The 14,438-nt window shown below is 48.0% G+C and carries 18 protein-coding genes; 14 read left to right on the forward strand and 4 right to left on the reverse strand.

Features of this window, described 5'->3' with window-relative positions; all coding sequences use genetic code 11:
• The 5 genes from buk to KNO85_RS05360 are packed head-to-tail and all read left to right on the forward strand — an operon-like array spanning nucleotide 1 to nucleotide 5,811.
• Nucleotides 1-1,092, forward strand: a complete 1,092-nt coding sequence (buk, locus tag KNO85_RS05340; RefSeq protein WP_214787545.1) for a butyrate kinase — start codon at nucleotides 1-3, stop codon at nucleotides 1,090-1,092.
• Nucleotides 1,076-2,485 (forward strand): dihydrolipoyl dehydrogenase, encoded by a 1,410-nt coding sequence (gene lpdA / locus KNO85_RS05345; protein ID WP_214787546.1) that lies wholly within the window; start codon nucleotides 1,076-1,078, stop codon nucleotides 2,483-2,485. Before buk ends, lpdA begins: the two co-directional genes overlap by 17 nt.
• Before the next feature lie 12 nt (nucleotides 2,486-2,497).
• On the forward strand, nucleotides 2,498-3,505 hold the full coding sequence (locus KNO85_RS05350) for a thiamine pyrophosphate-dependent dehydrogenase E1 component subunit alpha (RefSeq protein WP_371816658.1): 1,008 nt from the start codon (nucleotides 2,498-2,500) through the stop codon (nucleotides 3,503-3,505).
• On the forward strand, nucleotides 3,505-4,482 hold the full coding sequence (locus tag KNO85_RS05355; RefSeq protein ID WP_214782433.1) for an alpha-ketoacid dehydrogenase subunit beta: 978 nt from the start codon (nucleotides 3,505-3,507) through the stop codon (nucleotides 4,480-4,482). The genes KNO85_RS05350 and KNO85_RS05355 overlap by 1 nt, the downstream gene beginning before the upstream one ends.
• A 12-nt stretch (nucleotides 4,483-4,494) precedes the next feature.
• Nucleotides 4,495-5,811 carry a dihydrolipoamide acetyltransferase family protein gene (locus KNO85_RS05360; protein WP_214787547.1) on the forward strand — a complete coding sequence of 439 codons (1,317 nt, stop codon included), beginning with the start codon at nucleotides 4,495-4,497 and terminating at the stop codon, nucleotides 5,809-5,811.
• A gap of 43 nt (nucleotides 5,812-5,854) precedes the next feature.
• On the opposite strand, the gene KNO85_RS05365 is transcribed toward KNO85_RS05360, so the two are convergent.
• The 3 genes from KNO85_RS05365 to KNO85_RS05375 form a co-directional block, all read right to left on the reverse strand.
• Entirely contained in the window at nucleotides 5,855-6,070 is a 216-nt protein-coding gene (locus KNO85_RS05365) for a hypothetical protein (protein ID WP_214787548.1), read from the reverse strand.
• Nucleotides 6,071-6,086: 16 nt separating this feature from the next.
• On the reverse strand, nucleotides 6,087-6,428 hold the full coding sequence (locus KNO85_RS05370) for a hypothetical protein (protein ID WP_214787549.1): 342 nt from the start codon (nucleotides 6,426-6,428) through the stop codon (nucleotides 6,087-6,089).
• Nucleotides 6,429-6,584: 156 nt separating this feature from the next.
• Complete coding sequence (locus tag KNO85_RS05375) at nucleotides 6,585-7,358, reverse strand: sporulation protein (RefSeq protein WP_214787551.1); 774 nt, start codon at nucleotides 7,356-7,358, stop codon at nucleotides 6,585-6,587.
• 99 nt (nucleotides 7,359-7,457) lie between these two features.
• Here KNO85_RS05375 and KNO85_RS05380 point away from each other — a divergent pair, with 99 nt between their 5' ends.
• The 8 genes from KNO85_RS05380 to KNO85_RS05415 all read left to right on the forward strand — a co-directional run bounded on the left by KNO85_RS05380 (nucleotide 7,458) and on the right by KNO85_RS05415 (nucleotide 13,200).
• Nucleotides 7,458-8,642 carry a class I SAM-dependent methyltransferase gene (locus KNO85_RS05380; protein WP_214787552.1) on the forward strand — a complete coding sequence of 395 codons (1,185 nt, stop codon included), beginning with the start codon at nucleotides 7,458-7,460 and terminating at the stop codon, nucleotides 8,640-8,642.
• A 35-nt stretch (nucleotides 8,643-8,677) separates the two neighbouring features.
• The gene (locus tag KNO85_RS05385; RefSeq protein WP_214787554.1) at nucleotides 8,678-9,106 is read left to right on the forward strand and encodes a BrxA/BrxB family bacilliredoxin; all 429 of its coding nucleotides are present in this window, start codon (nucleotides 8,678-8,680) and stop codon (nucleotides 9,104-9,106) included.
• A gap of 56 nt (nucleotides 9,107-9,162) precedes the next feature.
• Nucleotides 9,163-9,504, forward strand: a complete 342-nt coding sequence (locus tag KNO85_RS05390; protein ID WP_214787556.1) for a DUF952 domain-containing protein — start codon at nucleotides 9,163-9,165, stop codon at nucleotides 9,502-9,504.
• Nucleotides 9,505-9,686: 182 nt separating this feature from the next.
• Nucleotides 9,687-10,478 carry a transporter substrate-binding domain-containing protein gene (locus tag KNO85_RS05395; protein WP_012726549.1) on the forward strand — a complete coding sequence of 264 codons (792 nt, stop codon included), beginning with the start codon at nucleotides 9,687-9,689 and terminating at the stop codon, nucleotides 10,476-10,478.
• Nucleotides 10,479-10,538: 60 nt separating this feature from the next.
• A complete protein-coding gene (locus KNO85_RS05400; RefSeq protein ID WP_214787558.1) occupies nucleotides 10,539-11,198 on the forward strand; it encodes an amino acid ABC transporter permease in 660 nt (219 codons plus the stop codon).
• On the forward strand, nucleotides 11,195-11,917 hold the full coding sequence (locus tag KNO85_RS05405) for an amino acid ABC transporter ATP-binding protein (protein WP_214748098.1): 723 nt from the start codon (nucleotides 11,195-11,197) through the stop codon (nucleotides 11,915-11,917). Before KNO85_RS05400 ends, KNO85_RS05405 begins: the two co-directional genes overlap by 4 nt.
• Before the next feature lie 30 nt (nucleotides 11,918-11,947).
• Nucleotides 11,948-12,622 carry a metal-dependent hydrolase gene (locus tag KNO85_RS05410; protein ID WP_214748101.1) on the forward strand — a complete coding sequence of 225 codons (675 nt, stop codon included), beginning with the start codon at nucleotides 11,948-11,950 and terminating at the stop codon, nucleotides 12,620-12,622.
• A 2-nt stretch (nucleotides 12,623-12,624) separates the two neighbouring features.
• On the forward strand, nucleotides 12,625-13,200 hold the full coding sequence (locus tag KNO85_RS05415) for an HD domain-containing protein (RefSeq protein ID WP_214787560.1): 576 nt from the start codon (nucleotides 12,625-12,627) through the stop codon (nucleotides 13,198-13,200).
• Between the two features lie 38 nt (nucleotides 13,201-13,238).
• On the opposite strand, the gene fadH is transcribed toward KNO85_RS05415, so the two are convergent.
• Nucleotides 13,239-14,003 carry a 2,4-dienoyl-CoA reductase gene (gene fadH / locus KNO85_RS05420; RefSeq protein ID WP_214787562.1) on the reverse strand — a complete coding sequence of 255 codons (765 nt, stop codon included), beginning with the start codon at nucleotides 14,001-14,003 and terminating at the stop codon, nucleotides 13,239-13,241.
• A gap of 179 nt (nucleotides 14,004-14,182) precedes the next feature.
• Between fadH and KNO85_RS05425 the strand changes: the two genes are divergently transcribed.
• Nucleotides 14,183-14,392, forward strand: coding sequence for a hypothetical protein (locus KNO85_RS05425; protein WP_214787564.1), 210 nt, complete (start codon nucleotides 14,183-14,185; stop codon nucleotides 14,390-14,392).
• Nucleotides 14,393-14,438 lie beyond the last annotated feature (46 nt).

Here is a 14,438-nt window from a genome sequence, read left to right on the forward strand (position 1 = left end):
ATGACAAAACGGCTAATTCTTGCGATCAACCCAGGGTCGACCTCGACGAAAGTTGGATTGTTTGATGGGAAGGAAGAAGTGCTGACACGTACGGTCCGTCACGAGATGGACGTGACCGGTCTCAGCCTTCCTGAGCAGTTACCTCATCGTGAGCAAGAAGTACGTGCCTTGTTAGAAGAGACTGGCATCGCGGTCAATGACTTGACCGCGATCGTCGGTCGTGGTGGATTGCTCGCACCGATGACGTCAGGGACATATACCGTTAACGAGCTGATGCAAGAAGACTTGACGAGCGGTCGCTTCGGAATGCATGCTTCGAACCTCGGGGGATTGATTGCATCAAAAATTGGTGAGAACGAAGGAATCCCGAGCTTTATCGTTGACCCGGTCGTCGTCGATGAGATGCATGAATTGGCAAGGAAAACTGGGATGGCTGAGATCAATCGCCGTAGTATTTTCCATGCCTTAAATCAAAAAGCAGTCGCTAAACGTTTTGCGGCCGAAAATGGAAGCGATTACAATGAGCTGAATTTGATTGTCGCTCACCTCGGCGGCGGGATCACAGTCGGCGCCCATTCACTTGGTCGCGTCATTGATGTAAATAACGGACTTGATGGTGACGGACCGCTTGCGCCAGAACGAGCGGGCTCAATTCCTGTTGGACAGGTAGTAGAACTATGTTATAGTACCAGGTATAAAGAATCGGAAATGAAAAAGAAAATTGTCGGTCAAGGTGGTTTGTTCGCGCATCTTGGTACGTTTGATGCGATTGAGATTGAGCAACGGATGGAATCAGGAGACGATGAGGCGAGACTCCTTTATGAAACGATGGCTTATCGTGTCGCACAAGAGATTTCAAAACATGGTGCGACACTCAGTGGTCAGGTGGATGCCATTTTATTGACAGGTGGAATTGCCTATTCAGAATGGCTAACAGACAAGATTAAAGAGCGTGTCTCTTACCTTGCGCCGGTTCACGTCTATCCGGGCGAAGATGAATTGAAAGCCTTGGCAGAAGGTGCGCTTCGCGTCATCGAGAAGGAAGAGGCCGCAAAAGAATATGAGGGGGATACACATGGCACGAGAATTTGATGTTGTCGTCATCGGCGGAGGACCAGGAGGATATGTGGCTGCAATCAAAGCGGCGCAGGCTGGTAAAACTGTCGCAATCGTTGAGGCGAGAAAATTAGGCGGCACCTGCTTACATAGAGGATGCATCCCGACGAAAGCTCTTTTAAAAGCTGCCCATGTCTATCAAACGGCGAAACAAGGTGCAACGTACGGCGTAGAAACGGGAGATGTGACGTTCAACATGGAACGGGCACAAACGTATAAGCGCGATCTCGTGGCCGGCCTTGAAAAAGGAATTGAGCATTTGATGAAACAAGGAAAGATTGAAGTGTTTCGCGGGAAAGCTTCGATTCTCGGACCAAGTATCTTCTCGCCACAACCAGGGACCGTTTCTGTTGAAGACGAAAACGGAGAGTCAGAACTTATCTTGCCGAACCAATTGATTATCGCAACAGGTTCGATTCCACGTGAACTTCCTGGGTTGCCATTCGATCATGAGCGGATTTTGAACTCGGACGATCTCCTCAATTTTGAAACGCTTCCTGAATCGATTGCGATTGTCGGCGGCGGTGTCATCGGAGTCGAATGGGCGTCCATGCTCGTCGATTTAGATGTGAATGTAACGTTGATCGAGGTAGGAGATCGTTTACTCCCACTTGAGGACAAGGCGGTCTCTCGAGAAGTGGAACGCTTATTGAAGAAGCGCGGCGTCCGTGTGAAGAAAAGCGTGACAGTCGATGCCGAACGAACGTTAGTTCATGAAGATGCAGTGGAGCTTGCTGTAGGTGAAGAAACGTTGAAGGTAGACTGTGTCCTCGTTTCGGTTGGCCGAGTCGCGAATACGGAAGACTTAGGACTTCAAAACACGTCCATCGTCGTGGAAAACGGAATTATTCAAGTCGATAGCCAGTATCGTACGAAAGAACGTCATATTTTCGCGATCGGGGACTGCATCGGGAAGTTACAACTTGCCCACGTCGCGTCTGCCGAAGGAGTGAAGGCGGTTGAGACGATTCTTGGGCTTGAGCCGACACCACTCGATTACATGCTCATCCCGCGTTGCGTATATAGCGTCCCAGAAGTTGCATCGGTTGGCTTGACAGAGGAAGCGGCAAAAGATGCCGGACATGATGTGAAGACAGGGACTTATCGTTTCAACGGTCTCGGGAAAGCACGAATTGAAGGACAAGCCGACGGGTTCGTCAAACTTGTTTCGGATAAAGAAACAGACGACCTTCTCGGTGTTCATATCGTCGGTCCAAAAGCGACTGAACTGATCACTGAAGGTGGACTGGCACTCGTCTTGAATGCGACTGCTTGGGAGATGGGGCAACTTGTACACCCACACCCTGCATTGAGCGAAGCCTTCCAGGAAGCAGCACTCGCTGTGGATGGATTACCGATTCACGCCTAAGGAGGAACAAGGATGGAACAGATGACTGTAAACTCATATGAAGAGCTTGGATTAACTAAACAAGATTTATTGGCGATGTACGAAACGATGGTGCGTGCGCGTAAAATCGATGAACGCATGTGGAAGTTGAATCGTGCCGGGAAAATCCCGTTCGTCGTCTCGTGTCAAGGACAAGAGGCAGCGCAGGTCGGTGCAGCGTTCGCCTTAGAGAAAGGAATTGACTACGTCTTGCCTTATTATCGTGACGTGGCGGTCGTCCTTCACTTCGGCCAAACATCAAGAGACTTGATGCTGTCGGCATTTGCGAAAGCGGAAGACCCAAACTCAGGCGGTCGTCAGATGCCGGGTCACTTCGGCTCGAAAGAGCATCGGATCGTGACAGGTTCATCTCCGGTCACGACCCAAGTCCCTCATGCGGTTGGAATCGCACTTGCTGCGAAGATGAAAAAGGAAGAACTCGTCACGTTTGTTTCGTTCGGGGAAGGTTCTTCTAACCAAGGTGATTTCCATGAAGGCGCAAACTTTGCAGGTGTCCATAAGTTGCCGGTCATCTTGTTCTGTGAGAACAACAAATATGCGATCTCCGTTCCACTTTCAAAACAGTTGGCGTGTGAACGCGTATCAGACCGTGCAAAAGGTTACGGGATGCCAGGCGTGACAGTCGACGGGACAGATCCGATTGCCGTATACGCGGTCGTGAAGGAAGCGCGTGAACGTGCCCTTCGTGGAGAAGGACCGACACTGATTGAAGCAGAAGTCGAACGTCTCGTGCCTCACTCATCAGATGATGACGATAAAGCATACCGTTCAGCCGAAGAATTGGCAGGATTAAAAGAACGGGACGGCATTCAAATGTTCCGTCAACGACTTGTGAATGATGGAATCGCAACAGCGGATATTCTCTCTGAAATCGATGCGAAAATCGATCTTGAAGTAAATGAAGCGACGACTTATGCGGACAAAGCACCATACGCATCGCCTGAATCTGCATTGGATTACGTCTACGAGGAGGAAAAATGATGAAAACGTTTATCGAAGCGATCAATGAAGCGATTCATGAAGAAATGGAGCGCGACGAGAACGTCTTCGTCGTCGGAGAAGACGTCGGCGTACGTGGTGGTGTATTCCGTGCCACACAAGGACTGATTGAAAAGTATGGAGAAGACCGTGTCATCGACGCACCGCTCGCTGAGAGCGCAATCGCAGGTGTTGGGGTCGGGGCTGCTATGTACGGGATGCGACCGATTGCAGAAATGCAATTCGCAGACTTTATCATGCCGGCAGTGAACCAAATCGTATCAGAAGCTGCTAAAATTCGATATCGTTCCAACAACGACTGGACTTGTCCGATGGTCATCCGTGCGCCTTTCGGTGGTGGTATTCACGGTGCACTCTATCACTCACAGTCTGTCGAGGCGATGTTCAGTTCGACGCCTGGTCTTAAAGTCGTCATTCCATCAGACCCAGTTGATGCAAAAGGTTTGTTGAAGGCAGCAATCCGTTCGAACGACCCTGTCCTCTTCTTTGAACATAAGCGCGCCTATCGTCTTTTAAAAGCAGACTTGCCGACGGACGAATACACGGTTGAAATCGGCAAAGCAGCTGTCAAACGTGAAGGTGACGATATCACAATCATCACATACGGTCTTTGCGTCCATATGGCTCAAGAAGCCGCGAAAACACTTGAAGAAGAAGGAATCAGCACGCACATCCTTGACCTTCGTACAGTTTATCCGCTTGATCAGGACGCAATCATCGAGTCGGTCAAGAAAACAGGTAAGGTGTTACTCGTGACAGAGGACAACAAAGAAGGAAGTATCATCGGAGAAGTTGCGGCGATTATTGCAGAGAAAGCGCTCTTTGAGCTCGATGCACCGATTGAACGCTTAGCAGGTCCTGATGTGCCGGCTATGCCTTATGCACCACCGATGGAAAAATTCTTTATCGTATCCCCAGAAAAAATTGCCGAGCGGGCCCGTCAGCTCGCCGCGTTTTAAGGAGGCGTCTCCATGGAACAAACGATTACAATGCCCCAACTCGGTGAGAGTGTAACGGAAGGCACGATTACGACCTATCTCGTCAAGCCGGGCGACCGTGTGGAAGAATATGAACCACTCGCCGAAGTCATGACGGACAAAGTCACTGCAGAAATTCCAGCAACGAGCGCTGGTGTCGTGAAAGAATTCCTCATTCCAGAAGGTGAGACGGTCAGTGTCGGGACGCCTGTACTGACGATGGAAGTCGAGAGCGCAGAGGAAGCTGCGGCTGAGACGAAGACGGAGCCGGTCGCCGAAACTGCACCACCAGAGCCGGTCGCAGCGAAGCAAGCTGTCGCGACCGTTCCGAAAAAACAGAATGGAAACGGTCGTTACTCGCCTGCCGTTATCCGACTCGCCAATGAAAACAATATCGATTTGAATGAACTGAACGGTAGCGGTCTAGGCGGACGCATCACGCGGAAAGATATTCTTCGTTACTTATCAGAAGGACGCCCGGCATCGACTCCTGAGCAAGCGACACAAGCACCTGTCCAGGAGACGATGGTACAAACGAAAATGGACATTCCGACTGAAGCGCCACGTCCTGCCGTCGAGCCTTCACAACCAGTTGCTTCGACTTCTACAGGTCGATACGAAACAATTCCGACAGCTGGTGTGCGTCAAGCGATTGCGAACAATATGGTTCGCTCGAAGCATGAGGCGCCACACGCATGGCTCATGATTGAGGTGGATGTGACGAACCTCGTCGAGGCCCGTGCGAAACTGAAAGATGAGTTCATGAAACGGGAAGGTGTCAAGTTGACGTTCATGCCGTTCTTCATGAAAGCGGCCATCGAGGCATTGAAGAAGTATCCGATGATGAACTCGGAATGGGCAGGCGATCACATTAAAGTGCACCAAGACATTCACCTTTCTGTGGCTGTCGCGGCAAACGATGCACTCTATGTACCGGTCATTCGTCAAGCGGATGAGAAGAACATCAAAGGCCTTGCCGTGGCCCTTCAAGATGTGGCGTCACGTGCGCGTGAGAACCGTTTGAAGGCTGAAGAGATGCGTGGCGGGACGTTCACCATCAACAACACGGGTGCGTTCGGTTCAATCCAATCGGCACCGATCTTGAACTACCCGCAAGCGGCAATCTTATCGGTCGAATCAATCGTGAAACGTCCGGTCTGGATGAATGGCATGTTTGCGGCACGCGACATGGTCAACCTTTGTATGTCGGTCGACCATCGTGTCCTCGACGGTCTCGTCGCAGGTCAGTTCTTGCAAGCGATCAAGCAGTCACTCGAGTCAATCGACCCGAACACGTATACAGTCTATTGATGTATAAAAAATGGAGACGCTCCTAGCGGGGCGCCTCCATTTTTCATGAGTTATATCCAATGAATAGCGTGAAGAAGAAACTTGCAGCTGAGATAAGTAAGAGAAGGAACGACATGGACATGCCCATGATGACGAGTCCTTTGGAGAATCGTTGTTTGGTTTTGTAGAGCGCATACGCAAACATGAGACTGAATATGCCGAGCGTCGTGAATAGCGTGAGCGGGATTGCTCGGTCGTAAAGAAGGTGAAGTATATCCAATGGTAAGTCGTCCTTTCTAATCTTGCACCTTCTCGAATTGTCGTTGATGGACGCGATCCATCGATTTGATGGTCACAACAAACACGAGAAGGAACATCCAGTATACGAAGGTATAGTCTAAGGCAAATTCGGGAACCCCATCATGTCTGACCGAAGAAATCCAGAGAAGAACGAGTGAGGCTGGAAAATGAAACAGTAAAACAAAATATGGAACGAACTTTATGAATGATCGGGCATTCGCAGACGGATTGCGTATGATGAAGATCGCAATCATACCGATGAAAAATCCGATGCCACCAAGCGTGAAGAAAGCGAGCGAATCAGACGTGCTAGTCTCTAAAATGGGCAAAGCAAACATCGTAAGACCGATACTCCCGATTAAGATACAGACGAATAAAATGACGTCACCTCCCGAAAGTTTTTGACTCCCTATAATAATTGTAAGATATTGGATTTAAGAGTTCAACGTCTAAAAAAACACGCCATTTCGATGAATGACGTGTCAGTAAGTTCCTTAAATCGATTGTTCAATCATCGATTCGATGTCTCGACGAACTTCAGCTGCCGACAAGCGCGCAGCATCATAGCGTACACGATGTGTCGATTCGTCCGTCCCCGTCAAGTCCGCAAACAGACTACCGAGATTATGGACGCTGCGATCGACTTGGATGAGCAATTCGATCGCGTCCTCGTCTTGTAAGATGACGACTTCGACCTCATCTAACTGACGACCGAAACGCGAACCGTTCGCAGAATACTCGAGTTCTTGTGCAATCGGAAGACGACCTGAACGATGACGTGCCGGGAGCATCTCTGTATCAGCCTTCTTCAGACGGAAACCGAGCTCGTCCATCGCATCTAAAATGACTTGTTGTGCCGCGTTCGGTTGAACGGTAATCGCATCTTCATCTTTCGGATCTACGGCTTGGGCGATATCGAGTCCTGTCTCAATCCATGATTTCGATTGGCTCACAGAGAGTGGCGTATTGAATGGAACGTTGACTGTGAATGGGATTTCTTTCACTTCTCCGGGACCAATCATGAACGGTGCTTCATTCAACAAGATTTTTTCAATCGTGAACGTCGAGTATGTCGACTTGTCGTTGACTTCGTGTTTATACAGCGTGTTGAAGAAAAGATAGATGCTGTCGACTGATTGTTCGACCGAACCACCTTCGATATGGACGACCCCATTGAGTTCTCCACCAGGCGTACAGTGGCTCTCATTCAGGCGTGTATCCACTTTTGCGGCACCAATTCCGATTGATGATAAAATCTTTTTAAACATATGTGTATCCTCCTTTGACGTAACGTCGTCTTCGTGTAATAGTATGTACGGACAGGTGAAACAATATGTTTCAAAATTTCTAAAAAAGGATTGAATCCATTGGAATATAAAGCGTTACAAGAGCGTCTAGAAGACGTGATCCAATCAAATCATCTCGTGTCGGCGACAATCAGTCAACCCCGTCAAAAATCAAGTGATCTCAAACGGGTCAAATTGAAACCGGTCATGCTTCGGAATGCGTATCATATCCAGTTCGAGTACCAGTATGAACGGGTCATGAATCATAAAAATCTGACACCGCATGAAGCCGTGACAGAATTGTTCAAACTTCTCGAAACGTTTAGACAAGGACAGTTCCAACTAAAGGAATCTGACCTCCAATTCCAGTTATCGAAAAAGTTCAAAGTGACATTGAAAGAAAAGCAGACGGCACAAAAAGAAATCCAGTTGAGCCATAATCGGGAGAAGCAATATGTACTCCCGCTCGATGAGCCGGTCCCGTTCTTGATTCGACTTGGCATCCAATCGAGTGACGGCAAAGTGAAGCGACAAAAGTACGACAAATTCAAACAAATTAATCGTTTCCTTGAATTCATTGAGGATTCGCTCAAACATTTACCGACAGACCGGACCGTTAGAATTTTGGACTTCGGTTCAGGGAAGTCGTACCTGACGTTTGCGCTCTATCACTTCCTTCATGAGATGAAAGGGTATGACGTGCATATCACTGGACTCGATTTGAAGAAAGAAGTTATCGAAGAGTGCGCGTCAATCGCAAAAGATTTGGGATATGAACGGCTTGAGTTTTTAGTCGGGGACATCAATGAGTATGAAGGAGAGACGGCTGTCGATATGGTCGTGACCCTTCATGCTTGTGATGTGGCGACAGACATGGCGTTAGCACGTGCCGTCCGCTGGGGGGCGAAAGTCATTTTGAGCGTCCCTTGCTGTCAAAAGGAATTGAATCGCCAACTGCAAGCACCTAATTTAGACGTGATGCTTCAACATGGGTTGATCAAAGAGCGGTTCGCTTCGCTCGCGACCGATTCGATTCGGGCTGAACTCCTCGGACTTGTCGGGTATGATGCCCAGCTGCTCGAATTCATCGATCTTGAGCATACGCCAAAGAATATTATGATTCGTGCATATTTGACGAATCGTAAGGCGAGTGTCGAGACGAAAGCACGTTACCTCGCCTTTAAACAAATGTTACAGGCAGATCCATTCTTAGAACGGGAATTGAGCGATAGACTTGTCCTCGGGGTAGAACAAGACGTAAAATAAGAGAGTACAGACGAAATGTCGAAAGGGGAAACAACATGGATTTTCAATTATATTTTCAAGATGTAGTCGAACAAGCGCGTAACGAAGTACGTGCTGCAGGATACACAGAGCTCACGACACCGGAAGAAGTAGACGGAGCACTGAAAAAAGAAGGAAAGACACTTGTACTCGTTAACTCGGTATGTGGTTGTGCAGGCGGAATCGCTCGTCCGGCAGCTGCTTACGTAAACAAGATGGAAGGCACCAAGCCTGATCATTTCGTAACCGTGTTTGCAGGTCAAGACCGTGAAGCGACAGATCGTGCACGCGAATATTTCGAAGGATACGCACCTTCTTCACCTTCGATTGCCCTCCTCGAGGATGGAAACATCGTGACGATGGTAGAGCGCAGTGAAATCGAGTCCTCAACGGCTGAAGAACTCGTCGACCAATTGCAAACATTGTTCGATATTTATTTCGCATAATCAAGCATCGGCGCAAAGGCACTGCCTTTGCGCTTTTGTGAAAAGGGGCAGTGTATATGGAACCAGTCATCAAAATTATGACGGAGGCAGAGTATATGATTGCCCTGTCACGCGGTGAAATCAATGAGCCGTCACTTCAATCGGAAGGGACAATCAAATGTTGCACACCGCAGCAAATCGGTAAGGTCGTCAAATCGTCCTATCCAGGTGAGTCGGTCGTCCTCGTCTCCCTTCACGTCAATCGACTAGGACAGTTGTTACATTATGAGTTAGATGAGGACGGGGAACGTTATCCGCATGTGTATAGCGCCATCCCGATGTCTTCTGTCAAACAGGTCCAACCTTACGGGTCTCGCGACAACGGAACGGTCACATATTTCGCTTTCGAGCGAATGTGACCTTCTTTTTTTGAATAAATTGCATGAATATACTTTACAAGTAATAATTATGTGTATATAGTGGTTGAAGACACAAGTCGGACAACTGATGTGTCATAGAACAGTTGAGCTACGTTCACACATATGTCATAATTTTGTTAAAGTTCTGATAATTATCATTCAACTACGAAAGGGAGATGAAGATGAAAAAAGGTTTTCTAGCATTATGTTTAGCAGGACTTGCCGCGTTCTCAGTCGCATGTGGGGCAGACGTGAACGAAGGAGGATCGACATCGACCGATGGTGAGGATGACAAAGTCATCGTCATGGGTACGAGTGCCGATTACTTCCCGTATGAATTCGTCGACACAGCGAACGGCGACGAAATCGTCGGATTTGATATCGACATCGCCAAAAAAGTGGCGGAAAACATGGGATATGAATTGAAAATTGAAGATATGGACTTCGGAAGCTTGCTCGGAGCACTCAACGCGGGTCGTGTCGACTTCGTCATGGCTGGTATGACACCGACGGAAGAGCGTAAAGAGAATGCCGATTTCTCGGATATCTATTTCACAGCGGTGAACTTGATCTTGTCGAAAGATGATTCTCTCCAATCACTTGAAGACTTGAAAGGCAAAAAGATTGGTGTTCAGCTCGGTTCAATCCAAGAAGGAATCGCACAGGACCAAATCACTGACGCTGAAATCGTCTCATTGAACAAGATTCCTGAGATCATCCAAGAAATCAAGACGGGACGTATTGACGCAATGGTCATCGAAGATACGGTCGCGAAGAAATACCTCGAGCAAGACAGCGAATTGACAACGTTCGAAATCGTAGACGAAGAAGAAGCAGGATCTGCTGCTGCCTTCCGTAAAGACGATGAGCTCCGTGATCAATTCAACGAAGAGTTGAAAAAGATGATCGACAGTGGAGAAATCGAAGAGTTAGCACAAAAATGGTTTGAAGAAGAGGCTGCACCAGCCGAATAATGAATCGTACGAGGCTGACTGAAGATGAATCGGTCAGCCCTTTTTTAGGAGGAACTTACAATGGATTTTAGCCGGATTTATGATTCTATCCCTTACATACTTGAAGGGATTCCAGTCATGTTCCAAGTGGTCATCGTCTCGGCATTGATCGGGATCTCACTTGGGATTGTCGTGGCAACACTAAAGATTGTCCCAAATCGTTTCATCAACTTTATTGGGCATGCGTATACGGCAGTGTTCCGTGGGACACCGCTCATCTTACAACTCGCCATTATTCACTTCGGATTACCGCAATTGACCGGCTATATCACGACACCGTATCAATCAGCGGTCATCGCTTTCTCATTAAACTCAGGAGCGTATATTTCTGAGATTATCCGGGCCGGTATTCAAGCGGTCGATAAAGGGCAATGGGAAGCCTCTGATGCTTTAGGTGTTCCATATGTAAAACAATTACGTTCAATCATCTTGCCACAGGCGTTCAAGAATATCTTGCCTGCCCTCGTCAACGAGATGATTACATTGACGAAAGAGTCGGCCCTCGTTTCGACGGTCGGGGTACTCGACATCATGCGCCGTGCACAGATTGTCGGTGGGCAGAAGGCGATCTACTTCGAACCGCTTCTATTCGCCGGTGTGATATACTTTACGATAGTGATGATCTTGACGTATCTTGGACAACGTCTAGAAAAACGGTTAAGAAAGAGTGATGGAAGATGATCGAAGTAAAAGACCTACACAAACAATTTGGTGACTTAGAAGTATTGAAGGGGATCACGACGACGATTGAACGTGGTGAAGTGGTCGCCGTCATCGGACCGTCTGGGTCTGGTAAATCGACATTTCTGCGTTGCTTGAACATGCTAGAAATCCCGACAAGCGGGACGGTCAGTGTGGATGGGTTCGAACTCACGAAAAAAGGGGCGAACGTTGCGAAGGCGCGCCAAAATATCGGGATGGTATTCCAACAGTTTAATCTGTTCCCGCACATGAGCGTATTGGACAATTTGACGTACGCACCAGTCAACGTTTTGAAAGTAAGCAAGACTGAAGCACTCGAGCGCGCAAAAAAATTGCTCGAACGTGTTGGGCTCTCTGAGAAAATCGACGCCTATCCGAGCCAACTCTCGGGTGGACAAAAACAACGTGTCGCCATCGCGCGTGCGTTAGCGATGGAACCGAACGTCATGTTGTTCGATGAGCCGACTTCGGCACTTGACCCAGAGATGGTCAACGAAGTACTTGATGTCATGAAAGGGTTGGCTGAGACCGGAATGACGATGGTTGTCGTCACACACGAAATGGGGTTTGCTCGTGAAGTGGCAGACCGCGTTCTCTTCCTTGATGAAGGAATTTTGATGGAAGAAGGAAAACCGGCCGATTTGTTGTTAAATCCCCAGACCGATCGTGCGAAACGTTTCTTAGAAAAAGTGTTGTAATCTGAACTTACGAAGGAAGGATGAATACACGTGAAAATCACCTATTATGGACATGCGACTGTTGGATTTGAGATTGATGGCGTAAACGTGTTGATCGATCCATTTTTGACGAGTAACCCTCATACGGAAGTAGACCCTTCTACACTGCGACCAGACTATTTGTTGCTCACCCACGCTCATTTTGATCATATCGAAGATGTCGAGTTGATTGCGAAAGAGACAGGGGCAACGATTGTGGCGACGCATGAGCTCGCGACCTATTATGAGAAGAAAGGCTTTTCTGTACATGGAATGAATATCGGTGGTGGACACGCCTTCCCATTCGGGCGCGTCACGATGACGCAAGCCTTCCATAGTTCGAGTTTTGACATGGGGGACACACCGATCTATATGGGAATGCCGGCCGGATTCATCATCGAGACGAATGAGTTGACGCTCTATCACGCAGGAGACACGAGTCTTTTCTCCGATATGAAGATGTACGGAGAACGTTTTGAAATCGATGTCGCCTTCCTTCCAATCGGTGATAACTTCACGATGGGACCTGCAGACGCGTTAGATGCGGCCCAGTGGCTACAAGCAAAACGAGTCGTCCCAATCCACTTCGATACGTTCCCGCCGATTAAGCAGGATGCTCAGGCGTTTTGTGACCAGTTACATCGTCGCGGTCTTCTAATTGAACCGAACACGACAATCGAGATTTAAATATGGAGATGATTCAGACGACGAAGCAGTTCGTCGAACAGATTCATGAAAACGACCATTCAGGGCATGACAGCGCTCATATTGAGCGTGTCGTTCGACTGGTGGAGCGCTTGATGGAGGATGAGCCTGTCGACAAGACAGTGCTCATCCTTGCTGCGTATCTACATGACGTGGAAGACCATAAGCTTGGTCGACCGAAAGGGCTCGTCAAACAACATCTGAATGCTATCGACATCACTGATGAGCAAGCAAACTTGGTGCTGACCTTAATCGATGAAGTCTCTTTCTCAAAAGGAAGAGAGCCTACGACCCGCGAAAGTGAAATTTTACAAGATGCCGACCGATTAGACGCAATCGGAGCAATCGGTATTGCTCGCACGTTCCAATTCGCCGGTTCTCGCGGAACACCGCTCGATTTGTCGGAAGAGAGTGCCATTCAACATTTTCATGATAAATTGTTGAAGTTGGCGTCGATGATGCATACTGCAAAAGCGAAACAGTTAGCGATGTCACGTCATGCGTTCATGGAACGTTTTTTGATGCAGTTTCACGAAGAGTGGGATGGCGGGGATAATTGAAAGGACGACCGAGATACATGTCTCGGTCGTCCTTTTGATTAGAATGGATGTTTATTCAGCCAATGACCGCCATCAAGAGAGATACAATCTCCATTTAAATAGCGCATCTCGTCAGAAGCAATCCAGTAAGCCAAGTCAGCGATTTCTTCCGGTGTCCCGAAGCGTCCGAGTGGAACGTTCCGACGAATCCGCTCTACTTCTTTCACGTGAGACACGAGTTTTTCCGCACCGCCTGTCCGTTCAATCGGTCCTGGACTGATGGCGTTGACTCGAGCCCCAAATTGATAGCCCCATTCAACAGCGAGCGTTCTCGTTAAATTGAGGACGCCTGCTTTCGCTGCCGCACTTGGTGCGACACCAGGTCCTGCCTGCCATGCATACGAGGCGACCATATTAATGATTGAGCCGCCACGTAGTTCTTCTGCCTCCCAATGTTTCCCGAGTACATGGGTGCAGTTGAATGTTCCGTTCAAGACGATGTCAATGACACTTGACCAACCGTTCGGTGACAAATCGAGTGTCGGACAGACGAAGTTACCTGCCGCGTTATTAACGAGCGCGTGGACTGGACCGTAAGCGGATACGATGTCAGCGAGTGCTTGAGCGCATCCTTCATAGTCACGAACATCATGTTGCACACTCATCGCCTGACCTGCTTCGATTGCGTTCAGTTCGTTCATCGCTTCTAGTAGTCGTTCCTCGTTTCGACCACTGATGGCCACATTCCATCCTTCTTGCTTAAATTTTAAGGCCATCGCTTTCCCCATACCAGACGATCCTCCGGTAATCCAAATCGTTTTCATATTGATTCCCCCTCAAAAATGAATAGTCGTTCATTTACTTATTCGTCTTCTAATTTAAAATTCCTTCAATGAGATATCGTTTGATGTTGAATCATTTCTTCGACAAGAAGCGTATATAGAATATGATACGATTGAAGTGAGTGAGATGACGTCAATCCAATGGAAGGTGTAGATGAGACATGAAGCGAATGTTAGGGATAACTATTTTCAGTCTTATAATTGTGATGGCGCTTATCTTTACGAATATGAAAGATGCTGATGATTCGTCCGCACCGTTTGAAAAGGTGACGAATTCTCAAGTCGAAACTAAGACCGTTCCTGAAATGACTGTGGGAGATTTGAAAGATATCTTATCTGATTTCCAACGAGATGTGGCCCCCCCAAATTAATAACGATTTCGAACGGAAATTGGCAGAACGTTTGTACGTGGAGATG

Origin of the sequence: Exiguobacterium sp. s124 (assembly GCF_018617485.1) — a bacterium.
GTDB classification, from domain to species: domain Bacteria; phylum Bacillota; class Bacilli; order Exiguobacteriales; family Exiguobacteriaceae; genus Exiguobacterium; species Exiguobacterium aestuarii.

What these genes read in the sequence shown, in the direction of transcription:
- KNO85_RS05370 (WP_214787549.1), bottom strand. Translation starts at nt 6,428, where the DNA reads ATGTTTGCTTTGCCCATTTTAGAGACTAGCACGTCTGATTCGCTCGCT.
- fadH (WP_214787562.1), bottom strand. Translation starts at nt 14,003, where the DNA reads ATGAAAACGATTTGGATTACCGGAGGATCGTCTGGTATGGGGAAAGCG.
- buk (WP_214787545.1), top strand. Translation starts at nt 1, where the DNA reads ATGACAAAACGGCTAATTCTTGCGATCAACCCAGGGTCGACCTCGACG.
- KNO85_RS05390 (WP_214787556.1), top strand. Translation starts at nt 9,163, where the DNA reads ATGGAACCAGTCATCAAAATTATGACGGAGGCAGAGTATATGATTGCC.
- KNO85_RS05350 (WP_371816658.1), top strand. Translation starts at nt 2,498, where the DNA reads ATGGAACAGATGACTGTAAACTCATATGAAGAGCTTGGATTAACTAAA.
- KNO85_RS05395 (WP_012726549.1), top strand. Translation starts at nt 9,687, where the DNA reads ATGAAAAAAGGTTTTCTAGCATTATGTTTAGCAGGACTTGCCGCGTTC.
- KNO85_RS05375 (WP_214787551.1), bottom strand. Translation starts at nt 7,358, where the DNA reads ATGTTTAAAAAGATTTTATCATCAATCGGAATTGGTGCCGCAAAAGTG.
- KNO85_RS05405 (WP_214748098.1), top strand. Translation starts at nt 11,195, where the DNA reads ATGATCGAAGTAAAAGACCTACACAAACAATTTGGTGACTTAGAAGTA.
- KNO85_RS05425 (WP_214787564.1), top strand. Translation starts at nt 14,183, where the DNA reads ATGAAGCGAATGTTAGGGATAACTATTTTCAGTCTTATAATTGTGATG.
- KNO85_RS05360 (WP_214787547.1), top strand. Translation starts at nt 4,495, where the DNA reads ATGGAACAAACGATTACAATGCCCCAACTCGGTGAGAGTGTAACGGAA.
- KNO85_RS05415 (WP_214787560.1), top strand. Translation starts at nt 12,625, where the DNA reads ATGGAGATGATTCAGACGACGAAGCAGTTCGTCGAACAGATTCATGAA.
- KNO85_RS05400 (WP_214787558.1), top strand. Translation starts at nt 10,539, where the DNA reads ATGGATTTTAGCCGGATTTATGATTCTATCCCTTACATACTTGAAGGG.
- KNO85_RS05385 (WP_214787554.1), top strand. Translation starts at nt 8,678, where the DNA reads ATGGATTTTCAATTATATTTTCAAGATGTAGTCGAACAAGCGCGTAAC.
- lpdA (WP_214787546.1), top strand. Translation starts at nt 1,076, where the DNA reads ATGGCACGAGAATTTGATGTTGTCGTCATCGGCGGAGGACCAGGAGGA.
- KNO85_RS05355 (WP_214782433.1), top strand. Translation starts at nt 3,505, where the DNA reads ATGAAAACGTTTATCGAAGCGATCAATGAAGCGATTCATGAAGAAATG.